Source organism: Legionella sp. 16cNR16C (assembly GCF_021297775.1).
In the GTDB taxonomy this organism is placed as follows: Bacteria; Pseudomonadota; Gammaproteobacteria; order Legionellales; family Legionellaceae; genus Legionella_C; species Legionella_C quinlivanii_A.
The window spans coordinates 252895-274052 of record NZ_JAJTMX010000002.1 but is presented as its reverse complement, the minus strand read 5'-3'; the positions used below and the strand labels follow the sequence as shown (position 1 = coordinate 274052).

Below are 21158 nucleotides of genomic sequence, written 5' to 3'. Positions count from 1 at the left end.
AGGCTTTTTTCTGCCCCCTACCTCCCCTGCTTATGGATATTCCTGCAACAAAAAAGCCACCTGTGAGGTGGCTTTTTTTAGAGCTTAACTCAATTATTTTGTAGGTACAGGAGCTACTTGGTCCATTGTCCAGGTTGCTTGCACCCCAACCAGATCCGCTCTTACTTTCGCAGTGGCATTCACATTGGTAGTAAAGCTTGAAGTGGTCTGATTCTTGTTAAGCGTTGGATCGCCAGCAGCAAACAAGTGAGTCCAGCCTGCATCAAATCCAATGTCAGAACGCCATTGGTAGTGACCGCCCACTGAAAGTGCCCAGCGATCAGCATCAGGCAGACGAACAGTACGATTTTCATCAGTGGTTGGAGTTTGATCATATCCACCGCCCACACGCAGCATCCATTGGTCAGTGAACTTGTAGTTCGCGCCGATAGCAGCACGCCATGCATTGTCATAGTATTCGTTGGATATTGAATTCGCTTTTACCTGACCGATGCCCTGAGAAAACGCAGCAACGTTTCTTAGTTCAATCGTTCTGATTGAATGCCAACCGGTATAAACAACCGAGCCTAATAATGCCAGCTTGTCATTGACATCATGGTATCCACTCAGGGTTACAATTTCAGGGAAGTCCAGGTTGTTACTTGACAGGTTATGGCTTGTAAACGTGCACGTGTTGCAAGCGAAGATAACACTGCGAGGGTTTGTCAAATTAAGTCCTGGAGTAGCCAGTGGTCCGCTTAAACGGCTGTAGCCATGAAATGTATGATTCATTTTGGACTGATAGTTCAAACCAAGTCGCGAATGATTGTCATTAAACATATACATCGCACCAGCATGGAATCCAACACCGGTCGAATTTCCTTTATTATAGGAAGGAGAGTCCAGTCCGTACGAATTTCGAGTGATCGCGAATGCTACTGTAGGAACCCCCAGAACGCTGTTAAATTTAACTCGTGCGTATTGCAGGTCGATACCGGCACCCAGAGAGAGGTTATCAGTAATCATACCGCCAATTTCAGGAGAAATAGTGGTGGTAATCAATTCACTGAATGTTCCCTGATAACGCATTGGCTCATTTCGGGCCCATTCGGTAGAGAGACCAAAAGGAGATACAATGCTCAAACCAAAGGTAGCGCGATCAGTCAATGGCAGCGCGTAATGGAAAGAAGGTACGAATGCACTTTTCGCACCCTGTAAATCATTGAACGTCTGAATATTGAGATTGGAGGGGAATGGAAGGCCTGAAAACGATCTGAAAGTAGACGTACCAGATAATTTACTGCTTGGGAAAACGCCCACACCGCCCGTTACAATTTGTTGATTATGTAACAGAGCCAGTCCGGCAGGGTTATACCAGCCTGTTGAGGCATCTGCAGCTTCAGCAGCAGCTCCTGCAGCATAGTTACCAATTACATATCCCGCACTTTCAGTATACAGAGAAAACGCCCCTGCATTAGCAGCACTTACAGCCATCATTGACACAACAGCAGCACTGACCATCGTTCTTATGGGTTTTTGCATGCTCTTCACTCCACGCTCCTTAACTATTAATGCGTCCCAAAAATTTAAACAACATTGTCAAACAATATTATCAATCGTTCAGCCAAAGCAAAGATAATAAATGAATTACAATAGTTTTCAATTAAATCAATTAAAATAATCATAAAAAAACCATTGATAAGTAAATAAAAAATCAAAGTGGAATATATAAAATCACATTGGCTTTTTATTTCCAAAGCAACTGCTTCCCACTTGTCTTCTCTCACAACTCCGTGGTAATGTGGTCTTTTTTTGTGCGAGTATATTATGCAGCAAATAGTAACCAAATTTGGAGGCACCAGCGTCTCCTCTTTACAAACCTGGGAAAATATTGGCTTTATCACTCAGAAGCACATAAAAAATGGCTTGCAGCCTGTCATAGTCTGCTCGGCAATGACCCAGATTTCCAATAAGCTTGAGCAAGCGATTGAAGCCGCTCTAGTTGATCAGCACAATAGTATTTATGATGATATCGAGCAGAGCCATTACCAGTTGATAGAAGAACTGGGCTTATCCCCTTCGCTGATTCAGAAAGAACTGGAACAGCTTGAAAAATGGCTGACAGGGATTGCTCTTTTGCGAGAAGCCCCCGCAAAAACACGCGCGCAGGTCCTGTCTCTCGGTGAAATTATGATGACCCGGCTTGGCCACGCCTTTCTCGAAGCCAGGGGTATTCATTGTCTCTGGTATGATGTTCGAAAAGCATTGGTCTCCACCCCGATTCCAGGAGGCGACTCCGTTAATTATCTGTCCGCACGTTGTCACAGTGACCCGCAACCCGAACTTGCCAGCGAACTGCTAAGCTCCGGCTATCAGGCAATTATTACCCAGGGCTTTTTTGCAGCAAATCCGCAAGGTGACACTGTATTGCTTGGACGTGGCGGCTCTGACACCTCAGCGGCTCTGCTGGCTGCCAAGTTACAGGCGAGTCTCTGTGAAATCTGGACGGATGTACCAGGAATTTATACTGCCAATCCGCATCAAATGCCGCATGCCAGACTTTTAAAACAGCTCAACTACGACGAAGCCCAGGAAATTGCATCGATGGGTGCCAAGGTATTGCATCCCAATTGTTTGCCGCCTGTGCGCAATGCCGGTATTCCGATGGTCGTCAAATTCACACGCATGCCTGAGCATTCTGGAACCATGATTTCCAAGGATAGTGATGAACTGGCGCCACCTATTAAATCCATTCAGGTAAAACACAGTATTATCCTTATCTCAATTGACACCTTAAATATGTGGCAGCAGGTTGGCTTTCTCGCGGATGTTTTCACCGCCTTTAAGCACCACGGTTTTTCAGTTGATCTGCTTTCATCCTCTGAATTTAACGTGACCCTGTCATTAGACAGCAGCGTCAAGCTAAGAGATCGTGAAGTATTAAACGCACTGATAACTGACCTCAACCGTTTCGGCCGTGCCAAAGTAATTGAACCCTGCAGCGCTGTGAGTCTGGTGGGCCATCACATTCGCACCGTATTGCCGCAATTGGGCCCGACACTTGAAGTATTTGAAGCCAAGCAAATCTATCTGATGTCGCTCGCATCAAACGATCTTAATATGACCTTTGTTGTGGATGAATCGCATGCAGAAAAACTTTGCCAGAAACTTCATCAATTATTGATCGAAAATAATCCGCAAAGTTTCTATTATTCAAAAAGCTGGCATGAGGAATTCGGCAAGCCCGAAATCCAAAAAGCCCCCTGGTGGGAAAACAAGCGTGAACAACTCCTGGATCTGGCCCAGCAATATTCGCCCTGCTATGCGTATGATCGCGAAACTCAGCAGCAAAAGGCCGATGAGCTAATCAATCTCGAATCCATTGATGAATTATTTTATTCGGTTAAAGCCAATCCCCACCCTGAAATTCTCAAGACTTTACATGAGAAGGGCATCGGATTTGAGTGCGTTTCCATCAATGAACTAAAACATGTTCTAGCTCTCTTTCCTGCTATTTCTCGCGAAAGGATATTATTCACTCCCAATTTTGCACCACGGGTCGAATATGAATTTGCACTGGATCTGGAGTGTCATCTGACTATTGATAATCTCTATCCTTTACAGACATGGCCAGAAATTTTTAAAAACCGAAAACTCTTTTTAAGAGTAGATCCCGGCACTGGCGCAGGCCATCACAAGTTTGTAAGCACAGCAGGCAACGAGTCGAAATTCGGAATTCCGCAAAATGACTTAAGCCTTGCAGCAGAGTTGATTTCCGAGTTGAAAATTCAGGTTGTCGGCTTACACTCTCACTCAGGCAGCGGCATTCTGACTCCTGAATTATGGCAGGACACTGCCAGAATGCTGGCCAATTTTACCAAACTGTTTCCGGAAATCAGCATCATTAATCTGGGAGGCGGCTTGGGAATTGCAGAGAAACCGGGTCAACGCGCCCTGGACCTGGCTGCATTCGACAGCTCGCTGATGGCGATTAAATCCCAGTTTCCGCAATTGTCTTTCTGGTTGGAGCCAGGCCGATATTTTGTAGCCAACAGTGGTGTGATCCTTGCCAGAGTAACGCAATGCAAGGATAAAGGCAGAGTGCGCTTTATTGGTATAGAAACGGGCATGAACTCTCTGGTTCGCCCCTCGCTCTACGGCGCTTATCATGAGATAGTTAATCTTAGCCGGCTGCACGAGGAAAAAGTTGGATTTGCCCATATTGTAGGGCCAATATGTGAATCCGGAGACACTCTGGGTTACAACCGTCTGATGCCAGACACCAGTGAAAATGACATTATGCTGATTGCCAATACCGGTGCTTATGGTCATTGCATGGGCTCCAACTACAATTTACGCCCCCCTGCGCAGGAAATCGTTGTTGACTAATATGCTTAAGGACGCATTCGAGCGCAGAGAGGCCACTGATCCTCGGCGCTCCTTCATTGTGCAGGCACCTGCCGGTTCAGGAAAAACGGAATTACTTACTCAGCGTTTTTTGCGGCTGCTGAGCCAGGTCAGTGCGCCAGAACAAATCATCGCGTTAACCTTTACCCGTAAGGCTGCGAGTGAAATGAAGGAGCGGATTTTGCTGGCCTTGGAAAAGGCAGAACAAAATCAGACTCCTGTCAACGCTCACCAGCAACTTACCTTTAGTTATGCGCAGTCTGCACTGGAGCATAGCAAGCGAATGGGCTGGCAACTATTGCAGCAGCCCGGCCGTTTAAAAGTAATGACCATTGACTCCTTATGCCAATATCTGGCGCAGTCAATCCCTTTGCTGGAACAGGAAAGCAATTTTGCTGCAATCACGGAAAATCAGGCTGAGCTGTATCGACTCGCAGCTCGTCAATGCCTGCATAACTGCCTTGAGACCCAGGAACTACAGCCTCCAATTCAGGCTCTGCTTGAACACCTTGATAATCGCCAGGATAAATTACTGGACCTGTTTTCCAGTTTACTGGCAACCAGGGAACAATGGTTAGGGCTTATCTACTCCGTGCGTGCCCAAACAAAGAGTTCATTTGAACAGGCTTTACGCTGGATAGAGAACCATGAAATCAAGCGCTTTCAGGAAAGTGTTCCGGTATCCCTGCGTGAAACCCTGCGCAAGTTATGCCAGCATGTGGCTTCAATCGAAAATGACCCAGGCTCTTTACGCTATACGCTGAAATCCTGGAATAAGTTTGAGGAACTAACTAAGGAATTGGGTCTTGGTCTGGCTTCACTGCTACTAACGAAAGCGGACAAACTGCGCAACGGCTTTGATCATCATGTCGGTCTGAAGGCTAATAGTTGTCCGAAAGCGGAATACCAGGCTTTAAAAAACGACAGTAAAGAATTGCTGGCAGCACTTGAATTATTCCCTGACTTTACCAACAGGCTAATTAAAATTAAACAATTGCCTGAACCGGTCTACGATGGATATCAATGGCATGTTCTGCAATCCTTACTGGCCCTGCTGCCTATGCTGGCAGCCCATTTACAGATGGTATTTACCGAGAAAAATCAGGTGGATTTTGCAGCCGTTTCCCAACAGGCACTGCATGCTTTAGGCGAGGAAGACAATCCCACCGACTTAAGTCTTTATCTTGATTACAGTATCCATCACCTGCTTATCGATGAATTTCAGGATACCTCGATTCAGCAATATCAGTTGCTGGAAAAACTGGTTCAGGGGTGGTTGCCCTCTGAAAATAAAACCTTGTTTGTTGTCGGGGATCCGATGCAATCCATTTATCGCTTCCGACAGGCGGAAGTGGGATTGTTTTTAAAAGCGAAAGAGGAAGGCATTGGCCCTGTTCTTCTGCACTCTCTGGAATTATGCAGTAATTTTCGTTCAACAGCGCCAGTGATTGAATGGATTAATCAGGAGTTTAAAAGCATTTTTCCTGCGCGAGATGATATCGAATCGGGAGCCATATCTTTTTCTCCCTCAGTTAATGTAATACAAACTCGGGAGAATAGTCACATCGTTGCCCGACAATTCTGCAGCAAGGAATCAGAAGCGCAGGCAGTTGCAAGCCTTATTAAAACCCAGCAAGCTCAATATCCTGACGATAGTGTGGCCATTCTTGTGCGCTCAAGATCGCAATTGCAGGCCATTACAGCCGTTTTACGCAGTGAAGGCATTGCGTTTCAGGGAGTCGATATTGAGCGATTAGCTAACCTGCCCCATCTGCAGGACATCTGGTCTTTAACAAAGGCGCTGTTAATGCCGGCTGACCGTAGCTCCTGGATGGCATTTCTCAGAAGTCCTTCAGTGGGCTTATCCTTAACTGACTTATACCACCTCGCCGATGCAGATAAAAAAGCGACGTTGCTTGAGTTGATGAGCACAGAATATCTTGTTCAATCACTAAGCCCGGACAGCCAGATTCGCGTGCAATTTGCCAGCTCCCTTTTCAGGCAGGCTTTTAAAGAGCGGAATCGGCAATCACTGGCCAGTTGGGTAAAAATCACTGCGGAACGCTTTCACTTCAACTCTATTTTAGAAGCTGCGCAAGAGCAGGATATTGAGCAATTCCTAAGTCTTCTGGAAAAATACGATGACAATGGCTTATTAAATAATTTGCCGCAGTTTGAGCGCCAGTTTAACGAGCTCTATGCCCGGGAAGCAGCCTCTTCCCGTTTACAGATTATGACTATCCATAAATCAAAGGGCCTGGAATTTGACACAGTGATCCTTCCCGGCCTGGGCAGCAAATCAGCACAATCAGACAAGCCGCTTTTCCGATGGTTAAAAATGCCCCGTCAGGCACAAAACGCGCTTTTTCTCATGTCGCCAGTAAGAGCAGCACATGAGCAGAACTGTCAGTTATACGATTACATCGGCGAAATACATTCTGAAAAAGAAAGCTACGAACAACAGCGTTTATTATATGTTGCTATTACCCGGGCTAAAAAACGCCTCTATCTTTTTGACCATCAGGAAAAAGCCCGTGAGGGGAGCTTTAGAAGCTTAATCCGGGAAGAGTTTATCGCTGAGAATGAAGCTGTCCGGGAATCTGAGCAGGCTTTTCCTGTTCTTTACCGTTTGCCGATTGAATTTTATTCCAGAGTGAATGCCTATGAGTCCGCTAATCCCTTTTCCCTTCCTATTCAATGGATAGACGATAATATCGCACGTCATCTGGGTAGTGCCATCCATCTTTTATTGCAATGGATTGGCGAGCATCATCCGCTTTCTGTATCAGAAATTCCCTGGCATCTAGCCTCTGACTATTTAAAAAGTCAGGGTTGTTCTTTGCAAGAGCAAATTAATGGTATGGCGACTATAAAAGACTATCTTTGCAATTTTTGCTCTAATCCGGTCGGGCAATGGATTTGTCAGCAGCATGAAGAGGAGTTCTCTGAGTACCCTATCCTGGTAGAGGAAAATAATCAGATCGTCACACGGATCATCGACAGGATGTTTGTTGAGAATGGTATTCTCTGGATCATTGATTTTAAAACAGGCGATGAAAATAGCCAGGCCAGAGAGGAACATCGTCTGCAGGTTGAGAGTTATGCCCGCTATATCTCACAAAGAGATCAGCGGCCTGTGCATTGCGGTGTATATTATCTGGCCACTGGTCTTTGGATTCATTGGGCCTATGCCGAAACTTCACATGTGGTGGACGCATCTCAAATAGTGTAAGCTACCCTGTTTCCTGTCAGCCTGTGACCACATTATGAATCAAGTCGATCAACTTCTTTACCAGATTGCCTCAATGCAGGTTCCTTTTCTTAATAAAACCATTGAAGAGTTAGGACTGAAATATAGCATCGAAACTGATGAGATACTAAAGATTCGGTTTACGGCCGGCTTTCCTGTCCTCGGGATAAAAGAAGCTTTGCTCGATTTATTAAATAAAAAGGCCCGCGCTGCAAGCCCGGGAATGGCAGTTGAAATTGATTTACAAAGCAAAATTCAGACTCATCGCACACAAATGAGCGGTAAGGGCTTACGCGGTGTTAAAAACATTATTGCAGTTGCCTCCGGCAAAGGAGGTGTCGGCAAATCAACTGTGACCATCAATTTAGCGACAGCCCTTGCCCGAGCAGGTGCACGGGTTGGGATTCTGGATGCCGACATTTATGGTCCAAGTATTCCCCTTATGCTGGGAAGCTCTTCTCCGGTAAAAGTTGAAAATGATCATTATTTACCCGTTGAAGTGCATGGGATTCAGGCGATGTCAATTGCCTATCTGACGGAGGATAGCGATCAGGCCTTGGTCTGGAGAGGCCCGATGCTGGCAAAAGCCCTGCTTCAAATGCTTGATATAACCCTCTGGCAGGAACTGGATTATTTGTTTATTGATTTGCCCCCGGGAACCGGCGATATTCAATTAAGTCTGGTACAAAAAATTCCTCTGACTGGAGCCGTTATCGTCACCACACCGCAGCCAGTTGCGACTCTCGACGCTCAAAAAGCCATTATGATGTTTGAAAAGACGCACATCGATGTGCTGGGTATTATCGAAAATATGGCCTGGCACAACTGCAGTGCCTGCGGTCACCAGGATGCAATTTTTGGTACAGGCGGGGCTAAAAATTTAAGCGAAAAATATAATGTTCCTCTCCTGGGGCAATGGCCATTAGAAACTGCTATCCGTAATCATTGCGATGAGGGCCAGCCTGCCGCTCTTGCAAAAGATGCGGCATTAGCAGATATTTTTCATAAAACCGCTTTGGAATTCGCGATTCAATTAGCGCAAAAGCCTTTGAATTATGCGGATCGCTTCCCGGATATTGTGGTGGAGTAAAACTCCCACGTCATCCCGAGCGATCCCCTGCTGTGCTCGGGATGACGTGGGGAGTTACAACAAGGAAGATGTCAATTTATTACCATATTGTGCTAATATTTACTCAATAATAAATTATTGGATTAACCTGTATGCCCAATGATGACAGAAAGTTTAATGGTAAAGGCTTTCCCTTTGATTATACCCCTTCCAATCGCGCCTATATTCCAATGAATGTTACCAACGCGCCCAATGGCGCTTCCGTGTATCAGAATCGGGCAATGGCGGAAAACAGTGCCCATCACTATTATAAATTTATCGACAAGAACCTGCCTGAATTAGAAGATCGCTTTATTTTCCTGAAAGCCATTCTTTCCAGTGATGCGTATAGAAGACATGATGAGGACTTCCCCATTCTATTTTTAGATACACTTCCGCCCCAGCCATTTCCAGGTTACGGGTTTAAGATCAGCTCAAATCAAAGGGTTACTCTGCCGGAAACGATGTCGATTAATCCTGTGGCCCTGGCACGGGATTTTCTTCGCCAATTTCCGGAACTAAATCAGAAATACGGTGATGCTTTAAGGGCCAGCACATCGGATCCGACAATAAAAAAATTTTTTTCAGACGACTATGTGAAAGACATGCTTCTCTCCAGGGATGCCAGGGAATTAATTACTGCGTTCAACAGCCTGCCTCAGCCAAACGACTTGTTTTATGATATGCGGTTAAAAGAGGTTGCTGCGAAAATTATCTATATGGTGCAGAGTCAAGACATCAACTCATTCTGGCTGCTAGAAAAGTATTTAAAGGAAAAACCAGAAATATTGGATGGATTTTTCAAGGATCATCCCTATTCGATAGAAGGGCCTTTAAACACCCTATCCCTCTTAGGTCAGCAGGGGCAGCCACTGTTCGATTTATTTTATGAAGATATATGGCGAGTATTATCAGCAATCGACTTCACTGATTACGACCGCCTGAAGGAAGACAAAGACCTGATTCTATCCAAAATTAGTCCTGCCGGTCTATCAGAGGCCCTCAGACAGGGGCGCGTGAACGGCAACACCTTGGTAGCACTTAAGCAATTAGGTATTGCACCGGATGAGGCATTCGTTAGACAGTGGATGCAAGAGACAGAGTATTCAAAAAATTGGGTGGCAGTGGGAATGGCCCTGCAAGAGCACTTTCCTCAACTATTGCAGAATATCAGTTCTCAGGGATTAACGGGTGAGAAAATGATTTTTGTGGAGAAAGTTTTAACCTCTCCTCCCTCTAAGGAAAGAAGTGCGGAACATATTTATGCAAACTTGCCGAGACAAGAACAGCTAACTCAGTCACTTGAATCCATTCGACAGGAACTGGAACAAACGGGAGTGGGTTATGATAGCTTTGCACTTTACCGGGAAAATATAGATAAATTCACTGGCGACGGTCTGTTGGATCCTGACATAATAGAAGAGCTGCAAGCGCTGAAAAATACCTTGCCCCAATTGAATACTCTGGTCCTGGAAGTTGACAGCTTACTTCGGCAAAATGGCCCAAGAGAGCGCCAGGCCGCGCTAAACGAATTAAAAACAGAGCTGCTTAATGAAAAATCGCTGGATACGTTCTCTTTTTCCCTGGCATCCAGGGCAACTCAAATAATTGAAGACATTAGAACAGTTGATAATTTAATTCAACGCCTTAATGACTTGAAAACCGGTCTGAGTCCACAAAACCAAAAGATTACTGAACAGGTTATTCAGGATATAACTGGCGAATACTATGCGCCTGCACAGGTCAGCGCCTATTGTCAACGGCTGGAAGAAGCGGAGCTGTTCACAAGGCTTCAGGAATTTTACCGTACCTCTGACTTAATCCTATCGGAAGAATTTAAACAAAACATAAAAAATACAGCGGAGTACGATGTACTGCAGAAATTGGCACTTGATCCATTTGAAAGTCTTGCCGCATTTGACACCGAAGAATTATTAAATAAGCTTCCAAAGTTAACGAAATTCATTGGCATTCATCAGTTAGCGGCCAACGAGTGCAATCAAGCGATTTTAGACTCGATTAAAGACAGTGCATTGGACTTACTGGATAAGGATTCTCCTGATAGCCTTGCTGCAATGGAAAAGCTATTAACGCAGGCAGAGCAGATTACCCGGGACTTTAGATTAACTGAACCTTCGCATTTGACCGAGGGGCAGAAAAAAATCCATGCAGAAATAGTTTCAGGCCTGGCGTCTGCCTTTTCAGATGCCGACAGCTGTCTGGATTTTATCACCCGAAATAACAACGGTTTTCAGCAGTTTCAGGCAGAGCTAACGGAGCGGATCACTAATATTCAATCTATTGATGCAGAGCTTGATAAGCCCGATGTGAAAAATGAATGGGAAAAGGGTTATCTCGAGCTGAGAAACAAATTGCTGGCCTCGACGCATTCTACTAGTGAAACATTCAAGCAGGACTTTGACAATTTAAAGAATATGCGGGAATTAAAAAAGGAAATGACCACATTTTCAGGCCGCAATAATGTTTTAAAACAAGAGGTTGATACTTTGTTTTCGACAGACCTTGTATCTTCTGATAAATCACGTGTCACTGAGGCCTCTATAAAAATTCTTGATGACTTCCTGAATGCCGAGCTGCATACTTACAACGAAGCAAAGCATAGTGGTGTTTTCTTTAAGCAAAGCCAGAAGCGTGTAAACACCATTGAAAAGTTACATGAGCAAATTAAAACTATCATTAATACTCCAAGCGATGAATCCTATGCCTATCGTATAGCAAAGGCATTGCGTCAGGCTGAGCGAGAAACCGTTCAGGATCATTACAAAAATACAATTAAAATTTTTGGTATAGCCCTTACCAAAAGCCGTCTGGCGGATACCTTGCATAAGGCAATTGACCACATGGCTTCCAGTGGGCAGATTAATAAAGAAGAACTGAAATCGCTAGAGCAGGAGGACAGTTCCAGAAAAATGACATCACCCTAAATGAAGAGTTTACTGGTAGACCGATTGCAGGCAACTGGGCCGAATGAAACCTGTCAGCTCCAACAGTTTTCTTAATTAATGGCAATATCCATCGGTGTCCCCCGGTGTTATTTGTGGTAGACTAAATTCAATTAAATAATGAAGTGATATAAGCAATGTCTGATAACTATACCGCCGAAGCTATTGAGGTACTCAATGGCCTTGAACCGGTACAACGCCGGCCGGGAATGTATACCGATACCACCCGCCCTAACCATCTGGCCCAGGAAGTCATTGACAATAGCGTCGATGAAGTTATTGCCGGCCATGCCAGCAAAATCATCGTAACCCTGCATGAAGACGGCTCTATTGAAGTCGAAGATAATGGCCGGGGGATGCCAGTCGATTTACACCCGCAGCTCGGCCTCAGCGGCGTGGAAGTCATTATGACCCGCCTGCATGCCGGGGGGAAATTTTCAGACAAAAATTACAGTTTCTCCGGCGGCTTACATGGCGTTGGCGTTTCCGTAGTTAATGCCTTATCTGAACGGGTGGATGTGCAGATAAAACGAAACGGCATCATTTATCAAATGGCCTTTGCCAATGGCGATAAAGTACAGGAATTAAATGAAGTGGGCGTGACTCGTAAACGCGATACCGGAACCTGTATTCGTTTTTGGCCTAATGAAAAATATTTTGACTCCATTCGCTTTTCCATCAAGCCGCTCATCCATGTATTACGAGCCAAAGCGGTGCTTTGTCCTGGCTTATCAATGACGTTTATTAACAAGGTCAGTGGAGAGCAGACACACTGGTGTTATGAGAGAGGCCTGACCGATTATCTGCGTCAATCGCTCCCTGAAGACTTTTTACCGGAAGAACCTTTTAGCGGCGAATACAGCAGTGAGGAAGGAACGGTTGATTGGGCTCTCGCCTGGTCGTTAGGCACTCAGGCCAGTGGTTCAAGCGAAAGTTATGTCAATTTAATCCCGACTCCGCAAGGAGGAACACATGTCAATGGGTTGAGAGCAGGTTTGTATGATGCACTCTCTACCTTTTGCGAATTACGCAATCTTTTGCCGCGTGCGGTTAAACTGACCGCAGATGACCTGTGGGAACCATGCCAGTATATTTTGTCTGTAAAAATGAAAGAGCCGCAGTTTGCAGGGCAGACCAAGGAACGGTTAAGTTCAAGACAGACCGCAGCCTTTGTCAGCAATGTGATAAAAGATGCATTCGCATTGTGGTTAAATCAGCATCGCAGCCAGGGAGAGATTATCGCAGCCCTCGCTATCGAACGTGCGCAAAAGCGCTTGCGTCAGGCGAAACAGGTTGCCCGTAAACGCATTCATCAGGGTCCAGCACTTCCCGGCAAGCTGGCTGACTGCCTACAGCAGGATTTATCGATGGCTGAACTTTTCCTGGTGGAAGGAGACTCTGCAGGCGGTTCAGCCAAGCAGGCACGTAACAAAGACTTCCAGGCAATCTTACCTTTACGCGGCAAGATTCTGAATTCATGGGAAGTCGAATCAAGCCAGGTTCTGGCCTCGCAGGAAATTCATGATATTTCAGTGGCAATAGGAGTTGATCCGGGTTCGGATGATCTCTCAGGCCTTCGCTATGGCAAATTATGTATACTTGCGGATGCTGACTCAGATGGTGCCCATATCGCCACCCTCATCTGTGCGCTGTTTCTAAGACATTTTCGTCCTTTGGTATCTGCCGGTCATGTATTTGTGGCGATGCCTCCCTTATATCGTATTGATATGGGAAAAACAGTGCAATATGCCCTGGATGATGCTGAAAAGATTAAAATTGTGGAACAATTCCTCAAAGCCAATAAAGGAAAAGTCAATGTGCAGCGGTTCAAAGGACTGGGTGAGATGAATCCTATTCAACTGCGCGAAACGACAATGGATCCCAATACCCGACGCCTGGTTCAGTTAACGCTGGACAATGAACAGGAAACAATGGCACTGATGGACATGTTACTGGCGAAAAAACGAGCAGCTGATCGTAAAACCTGGCTGGAGACCAAAGGAAATCTGGCAGAAGTTTAATTTTTACGTTTTGGAAAAAACTGGTTTCCAAATCTATCTATATTCATTTCTGTCCAACATTGTTACAATTGCTTCATAAATTATCCGGGCTGGAGTTAAAATGAAGCAGAGTATTGAAGTAAGCAGGCTCATACAGAAACAAAAAGACAATGATAAAGTACGATTAGCTCAGAAGTTATGGGAAAAAGGCGAACCTATTGAAGGCACAGCAGCCGAATTGTATTTAACCGTTACCAGAAAAATTCCGGCTGAAACTGTAAAGCACTTAGAATTCAGATACTTGAAAGGCCCTCTCAATATTGCGAGTTTTGATAATAATCAACATGATGACTACCTGATTGCTCCTGTTTATAATCTGGACGATCAGTTGGTCGGACTGCAGATTATTCAACTTGACCCTCACGGCAATAAAGCCCAGGCCATTCATGTTGATGAAAAAGACTATTATTGCAAGAGGTATCTCGGAGCGGGCCATCCTTCGCGTCCTGGAAAAGCCGCCCTGGTCAATAAGGGAAGAAATCCTGATTTTGTTTTTATCGCGGAAGGAGTAGAAACGGCTGCCAGTATCGCTGCAATTCCTGCAATTAGAGATAATTTTAGCATCTTGGCTTCAATGGGCGTCAACGAACTGCCTGCAACCCTGGGCTATGTCAAAACGCATTTCCCGCCAAATACCCAAGTGGTTCTCTTAAAAGATCATGATAAACCCGAAGGAGATGCAGATATAGCCTTCCGGAAGGCGCATGAATTATTTGAATCAGCTGGCTACCAGGTGATTATCAAAGAGGCTGTACCAAAGAGTCCTGACACAGACGGTTATGACTGGAATGACCTCTTAATCGATGGCGGCGTGGACGCTTTGGAATCGCAGTTCGACTGGGCAGTAAACACTTATGATGAAAAAGAAGAGCGCAGCGTCAACGATTCCTTTAGAAAACTATATACACAATTGCTGGTCAGTGAGAATATCAGCGAAGAACAGCAGTTAGTACAATTGCTGGCTGTGGTGATTAATCAACAGATAAGTATTATTAAAGGCCGGCCATTCGGCGAGTACTTTTCCTCTGATCCCGCTTTAAACAGAAACCTGCTCTCAGAAATGGACAAAAAAATTGATGAGATCATGCTGGCTTTGAAATATGTACAAAAGCTTTCTTCACCCAACACTTTACCGAGACTTCCTGACGTCGTGACTCGTTTCGTAAACGCATTAATACAATTAAAACACGAACGAGCCCAACTCCAGTCTGAAGCAAAAGAAGATAATCCGAAAGCTGAGCGTTCACGACAGCAAACGCTGGATGACGCTTATAACTTTGTCCTCGTCCAATACAATCATTATCTGACAGATAAATCAGATTTTCCCGCCGCAATAGTTCCAGAGGAAAGCGAAGATTTTAACTATTATTATGCAAATTTTCTTCGCATTCTCCCGCCCTCCAGTGAGAAAAAACCTTCGTTTGAAGCGAGCAGACAATTGCTGAGGCTGGAGTGCGCCCGATTGGAAAAAGAAATTAAATCGCGCTGCCTTGAACAGACTCAGCGCCATTTGGAAGTCTGCTTTCAATTGAAAAACGATGCAGTCATCGGTTTGATTATCTATTTAAAATCCATCGGATCCATGCTAAATCTGAAAAAGCATGAACTGGATGGCGAGATGGATTCAGAAACCTATCGTGCCTATCAGAAAGAATATCTTGCCCTATACGAAAAAGCAGAATCCATTAATGATCTGGAAGTCATACAACAGTGGTTGAATAATCTGGAACATTTCAACACCCTCCCCCCTTTGAAATACCAACCGCCTCATGCAGAGGACGCTCACGAAGTTGAGTTTCTATATGAAGAAGAGAATCAGAAAGAGAGTCTGGAAGCTCTGATTCAGGAATTATTCGATAATATTCCCCTGGAGGAGGTGGAGGATAAGGAAAAAGGTAAAGAAATAGAAAAAGAAGCTGATCCCTTTGAGCAGGCAGTGAATGATTATGTGATGGAGTTAGCCGCTAATCTCTATAAATCCTTTGAAGTATACTCTCCTTGCAAACAGTTTCAGCAAGAATTCGATGGTCTGGCACTCAGAGATGGCCGCTTGACAATCATTGAACGAAAAACCAATGATGGTACAGGACCTGGCGTGTTACAGCGAAACTTTTGCCAGCAAAAAATCCTTTCCAAAGAGCAATTTGTTGGAAAAAACTGGCTTCCTGAAATTTTTAGCAACGCACAACCAGAGTCCTTCATTGATATCGAAATCCCCGCCAGGAAAGACTGGTATTGTCCTGAATTTACCAAAGAAATTCAGGATATGCTGATACTGTCGGCCAAATTAACTGTCATTAAAGCATTAAAGGATATGCGCCTGGAGTTTAATTTAAATCGACCCCAGCATTACACAGAGAAAGGATATCAGGGAGTATTCTTCAACAGCAGACTTTTAGGCGATGTCAAAGTCCGCTTCTCGGAACATGGCCTTGGCAATGAAGAAAGAGCTCATCGCCAGCTGGATGAGCTGAAAAGCTCAATGTCTCAACACATCGGCCGTAGTCAATAAGCTGCAATATCCCTATTGGGCTGGTTATCTAGCCCAATAACCCTTTCCCTTTTCTCAAATATTTGCAATTGGCGTACACTATTTAAATAAGCCTCATTTAAAAGAGACGATATGAATCTCATAGAATGCCTGAAAAGTTTTACTACCGTTGTTGAAAATAACAGCTTTTCGGCAGCTTCAAGATTGTTGAATGTTTCCCCCTCCAAAGTCAGTAAGCAAATTAACTGGCTTGAGGACGAATTAAAAATGAAGCTTTTTATTCGCTCAACCAAACAATTGATTTTAACTGACGCTGGGAAAACTTTATATGAAAAAGCGGGAAATCTATTTGAGGAAATAGGCGATATTCAATCTATTTCTCAGAACAAAAAAAGTCATTTACAGGGGAAAATCAGCCTTTACCTCACCGTTTCACCCGCCATTACTTTTTTTACGTCTTTAGGCATAGAATTTATAAAACTCAACCCGGGTGTCTCATTGGAAATAATAGCCGGTTCAGATCATGCCAGTTTTTTTCAGCATTCATTCGATTTAAGCATAAGTTTCGAGCCCATTCGCTACCCCAATCTTGTGTGTAAGAAATTGTTTTCCGTGCAGCGTAATGTCTACGGTTCAGAGGCTTACCTCAACCGCAATGGCAACCCGGAAACCGCTGAAGATCTTAATCAGCATAATTGTCTGATTAACACCTTGTATGGACTACAGAATAAATGGATTTTGAATAATAAAATTATCCATGTACAAGGTAATTTTCAGAGTAATAATGCCTGTATTCTAAAACAGGCTGCCGCAGCGGGTATTGGCTTAATCTGGGCCCCTCATTTCACTGTAATGGAAGAGGTTGAGAAGGGATTGCTAGTGCCAGTTCTTGGCAATGAAACCTCACCAGAAATAATGCTTTATGCAATTTATAAAAACCATAAACATAAACTGAATTTAATTAACGAGCTGCTCGCTTTCTTCTGTAATAAAGTCAGCGAGCTTGGCATCATTGACTTGTAAGTTTGCTTAACAGGACCAATACTTAATAAGTAGGGTACAAATCCAAGTTACCTGAGTACCCCTGATGAACTCAACGTTAACGAGGAGAATAGAATGAAAAGGAATTTACCAATTATTATTAGCGGATTATTGTTATCCTTCGCATCTGTTTCAATGGCAGATAACACGACCCCCACTTCGCTGGATAAAAACTGGACTTGCTCAACGAATGCCAGCAGTAGTGATGTGGCAGCCGATCAGGATGCGGATAAACAAATGGACAATACTCCAAAATCAGCTGCTGATGCTTTTGCATTCGCTGCTAAAAATTGCAGAGATTGTACAAAAATCACCTGCGAATCTGATAACGACTAAGGCAACAGAAAGTCCGTGGCTGCTGCCACGGACTCTCTATTGAACAGGAGTCCATATTATGAATGCCATTGATTTTCTCATCAGAGAACATGAAAGGGTAAAACAACGCTTCATTGATATTAGTGATGAAAGTCACCGCGAAGAAACTCGTAAAAAGATGTTTAACGAATTGTGTATGGAATTAATACGCCATGAAAAAATGGAACATAAAGTCTGGTATCCACACTTTAAAAATGATGATCGACTTGATGATACAGTCAGACATTTATTAACTGAAGAAAAGCATGCAGAACAAGCTATTCGTCAATTCGATGACATTAAAACTGAGGCCGCCTGGGAAAGAAAATTTAACAAACTTATGGATGATGTCATCCACCATGCTGAAGAAGAGGAACAAAAACTTTTTCCCAAAGTGCGAAAACTTCTAAGCGAAGAGGAATTAGAGCAGATTGGTAAAGACATGAGTCAATTCAAAAGACAGTACTCTAAAGATCTTCATTAAAAGCCCTGACAGAAATTTGCCCTGCTAACTCCCGCCTGCGCGGGAGTTAGGGGAAACTGCTTTATAAGCCACCACGCGTCAGCAGCAATATTATCAATATAATCAAGATTAATCCTACCGCACCACTGGGATAATAACCCCATCCACTACTATACGGCCAGGTGGGCAAAACTGCCAATAAAATAATAATTAGTAAAATTAGTCCAAGTAAGCTCATGATTCAATTCCTTTTAACATGACCCCATAAACGCAATAAGCTGAACAACAGCTCATTGCCCCGATTACTATCTCAACACTTATGCCTACTCAGGCATTTACAATAACACCTCCATTGGGATGAAGCACCTGCCCCGTCATATAGGAAGAATCCGAAGAGGCAAGGTACACATAGGCAGGAGCCATTTCGGCTGGCTGCCCTACTCTTTTCATCGGAACCTGCTGACCAAATTCAGCAACTTGCTCAGCGGAAAAACTTGCAGGAATCAATGGGGTCCATATCGGGCCCGGTGCTACGGCGTTAACGCGGATTCCTTTTTTCACAAGATTTTGCGACAGGGAACGCGTTAAGCCGACAATAGCTCCTTTTGTAGAGGAATAATCAATCAAGTGATCGTTGCCTTTATAAGCAGTGACGGAGGTAGTGTTAATAATCACTGCGTTTTCTTTCAAATAAGGCAACAGCGCTTTAATCATATAAAAATAGGAAAAAAAATTGGTTTTGAACGTAGCTTCAAGTTGTTCACAACTAATATCTTCGATGCTTTCCTGGGGATGTTGCTCAGCGATATTGTTAACCAGGATATCTATCTGTGAAACTTCCTGTATCGCCTTCTGCACCAGCTCTTCACAAGCATTGTATGATTGTAGATTTTTCGCAAACAACCAGCACTTTCTTCCACAGTTTTTTATAAAGTCGGCTGTTTCCCGGGCATCCGATTCTTCATCCAGATAATGCACAATGACGTCAGCCCCTTCCAGAGCAAATGCACAGGCCACTGCTCGACCTATACCACTATCTCCACCGGTAATCAAAGCAACCTTACCTGTCAGTTTCTGACCTGGTTTATAATCAGGAGAAACATAGACAGGCGCAGGTTGCATGACACTTTCTATCCCAGGTTGCCTTGATTGCTTTTGGGGAGGTAACTGATTTGGATAATCCATCACTTATCTCCTTATATATCCATTATACCTCTGAATGCAGGCAATGCTTTCTGTGGCAATGAATACCCCCACAGGCTCCAAGACAACTGGATAAAGCACCTATTGCAAACAAAACAAATACTATCCATCCACTCCATGCCAATGTCTCAGGTGAGGCCGCTTTAGTCGCTTCAGTAGCCGGACTTTGAACGGTGACCTGATTTCCCTGGGCAGTGGTATTTCCTGTGTCTACCTTTACTGTGGGGGCCAGGGCAGCCGTATAGGTGCTGACATAACTACTAAGGGGCATCGCCAGAATAGCAGTTAATAATAACGCCAGACTCCAGGTGGCAAAGCCATATAATATCCCAACACCAGGACTAACCACATGCGCCAGAAAACCGGCAGTAAATCCGGCCAGTCCCATTGCCACAATAGTACCGATTAATAAGCCAATCAACCCGCCTATGGTAACGGTCGTGGCTTCGTTATCAGACACAAAAGCGGTTAATCCAATAGCAATGCTATAAAGATGTAATAAAAAACCCAAACCAAGCCCTACCAAAGCCCCAATAATAATAGCCGACCAGCAAAACCAATTATGGTGTGGAGCGCATAGTTTCTGATCAACTACAACGGTTTCGTGATTCATGATGACTCCTTATTGTATATTTATTATTATTTTTATAAGTGTGAAACAAGCCAAATCAGCAGCAAAATGCTGATAGGAATTCCTAACAACCAGCCAATAACATACATCATGATCGCTTCCTCCATCCTTAGTGGTTTACAAAACGTCTCTCCCGCTATGGGGAGAGAATTTAATTATAAAGACTGATGCGGATTTTCTTTATTATCCATATCGAGTCCTTCATCTTGATCGGACATGTTCCGCATGCCTTTTTTCTCTTTCAGCGGGTCAAAATTTTGCTTTTCCTGCTTTTGATTCTGCGGCATGTTCTGCTTGCCTAAATTTTGATTTTGACCCTGATTGGGTATATTTCTATCCATGATAAAATCCTCCAATGATAATAATTCTACGCGACATGAAATCTACGCTACTTACTTTTGTGACTACTACTGGAAGCATTCTTTTTTGTTTGTGAGGATCTTTGATTTCGTTTTCGAGTTTCGGCAGCTTTTTTACCGCCAATTGAGGTACCAGTCATGATTTTTCTCCTTAAAAAATAATCTCCTTATTAAGAACAAGCGTTTATTGTTAACATCAATTTTTACATGTCCTATTTTAAACTTAGACCCATACAGTCATATGTCAAATAGACGACTTCCCACGTGATTGGGTTATACTGTAAGTATCAACTTATCAGCATACTTCAAAATATGAAATCAGGGCAGATGGCTATTGACTTTTTAAAAGAAAGGGATTTAGTTCTGGTCACAGCGGAATCATGTACGGCTGGACAAATTTTAGCTATTCTTGGAAAAATTGAAGGCTGCGGTGAATGCCTTGAGTTGGGGTATGTCGTATATTCTGAAGATGCAAAGAAAAATGTACTTCATGTACGCGATGAAACCATTAAAACTTATACGTTAACAAGTGAACAGGTTGCTCGTGAAATGGCCCTGGGAGCTTTGCAAAAAAGCAAAGCCAATGTTGTAATTGCCACCACCGGATTAACTGGCTCGGAACCGATGGACGGTGTGGAACCAGGCACTATTTGTTTTGCCTGGGGATTAAAGAACAATCAGGGTTGGCGGCTCTATTCGGAAACAAAAAAATTTAAGGGAACACGATCTGAAGTTCAAGTGGATGCAGCAAATTATGCACTGGAATCTCTTCCAAAGATTTATCATCATTTAAATTCCTGTCCCTAGCCCATCTATCACCAGAAAAACGACTATAATAGAGAGAATGCT

At 43.9% G+C, this 21158-nt stretch carries 15 protein-coding genes; 10 read left to right on the top strand and 5 right to left on the bottom strand.

All coding sequences use genetic code 11. From position 1 onward, the window contains the following. Positions 1-93 precede the first annotated feature (93 nt). On the bottom strand, positions 94-1530 hold the full coding sequence (locus tag LXA66_RS05115) for an outer membrane protein transport protein (protein ID WP_233012289.1): 1437 nt from the start codon (positions 1528-1530) through the stop codon (positions 94-96). A gap of 276 nt (positions 1531-1806) precedes the next feature. On the opposite strand from LXA66_RS05115, the gene LXA66_RS05110 reads away from it, so the two are divergent. From LXA66_RS05110 to LXA66_RS05070, 9 genes are all read left to right on the top strand, one after another. Further along, complete coding sequence (locus tag LXA66_RS05110; RefSeq protein WP_233012288.1) at positions 1807-4368, top strand: bifunctional aspartate kinase/diaminopimelate decarboxylase; 2562 nt, start codon at positions 1807-1809, stop codon at positions 4366-4368. Then, positions 4358-7618, top strand: a complete 3261-nt coding sequence (locus LXA66_RS05105; protein ID WP_233012287.1) for an exodeoxyribonuclease V subunit beta — start codon at positions 4358-4360, stop codon at positions 7616-7618. The genes LXA66_RS05110 and LXA66_RS05105 overlap by 11 nt, the downstream gene beginning before the upstream one ends. A gap of 34 nt (positions 7619-7652) precedes the next feature. Beyond that, positions 7653-8726, top strand: a complete 1074-nt coding sequence (gene apbC, locus LXA66_RS05100) for an iron-sulfur cluster carrier protein ApbC (protein ID WP_233012286.1) — start codon at positions 7653-7655, stop codon at positions 8724-8726. 131 nt (positions 8727-8857) lie between these two features. Next, positions 8858-11689, top strand: coding sequence for a hypothetical protein (locus LXA66_RS05095; protein ID WP_233012285.1), 2832 nt, complete (start codon positions 8858-8860; stop codon positions 11687-11689). A gap of 155 nt (positions 11690-11844) precedes the next feature. Further along, complete coding sequence (gene parE / locus LXA66_RS05090) at positions 11845-13728, top strand: DNA topoisomerase IV subunit B (protein WP_233012284.1); 1884 nt, start codon at positions 11845-11847, stop codon at positions 13726-13728. A gap of 100 nt (positions 13729-13828) precedes the next feature. After that, on the top strand, positions 13829-16279 hold the full coding sequence (locus LXA66_RS05085) for a toprim domain-containing protein (protein WP_233012283.1): 2451 nt from the start codon (positions 13829-13831) through the stop codon (positions 16277-16279). A 111-nt stretch (positions 16280-16390) separates the two neighbouring features. Beyond that, entirely contained in the window at positions 16391-17281 is an 891-nt protein-coding gene (locus LXA66_RS05080; protein ID WP_233012282.1) for a LysR family transcriptional regulator, read from the top strand. A 93-nt stretch (positions 17282-17374) separates the two neighbouring features. Next, the gene (locus tag LXA66_RS05075) at positions 17375-17635 is read left to right on the top strand and encodes a hypothetical protein (RefSeq protein WP_172458262.1); all 261 of its coding nucleotides are present in this window, start codon (positions 17375-17377) and stop codon (positions 17633-17635) included. A 58-nt stretch (positions 17636-17693) separates the two neighbouring features. Continuing rightward, entirely contained in the window at positions 17694-18137 is a 444-nt protein-coding gene (locus tag LXA66_RS05070; RefSeq protein WP_112219821.1) for a hemerythrin domain-containing protein, read from the top strand. 61 nt (positions 18138-18198) lie between these two features. On the opposite strand, the gene LXA66_RS05065 is transcribed toward LXA66_RS05070, so the two are convergent. The 4 genes from LXA66_RS05065 to LXA66_RS05050 all read right to left on the bottom strand — a co-directional run bounded on the left by LXA66_RS05065 (position 18199) and on the right by LXA66_RS05050 (position 20291). Next, a complete protein-coding gene (locus tag LXA66_RS05065) occupies positions 18199-18354 on the bottom strand; it encodes a DUF3309 family protein (RefSeq protein WP_233012281.1) in 156 nt (51 codons plus the stop codon). 89 nt (positions 18355-18443) lie between these two features. After that, a complete protein-coding gene (locus LXA66_RS05060) occupies positions 18444-19301 on the bottom strand; it encodes an SDR family oxidoreductase (protein ID WP_233012280.1) in 858 nt (285 codons plus the stop codon). Between the two features lie 22 nt (positions 19302-19323). After that, complete coding sequence (locus LXA66_RS05055) at positions 19324-19932, bottom strand: hypothetical protein (protein ID WP_233012279.1); 609 nt, start codon at positions 19930-19932, stop codon at positions 19324-19326. Between the two features lie 173 nt (positions 19933-20105). Then, positions 20106-20291 carry a hypothetical protein gene (locus tag LXA66_RS05050; protein ID WP_233012278.1) on the bottom strand — a complete coding sequence of 62 codons (186 nt, stop codon included), beginning with the start codon at positions 20289-20291 and terminating at the stop codon, positions 20106-20108. A 330-nt stretch (positions 20292-20621) separates the two neighbouring features. On the opposite strand from LXA66_RS05050, the gene LXA66_RS05045 reads away from it, so the two are divergent. Beyond that, on the top strand, positions 20622-21116 hold the full coding sequence (locus LXA66_RS05045) for a CinA family protein (protein WP_233012277.1): 495 nt from the start codon (positions 20622-20624) through the stop codon (positions 21114-21116). Positions 21117-21158: the final 42 nt, after the last annotated feature.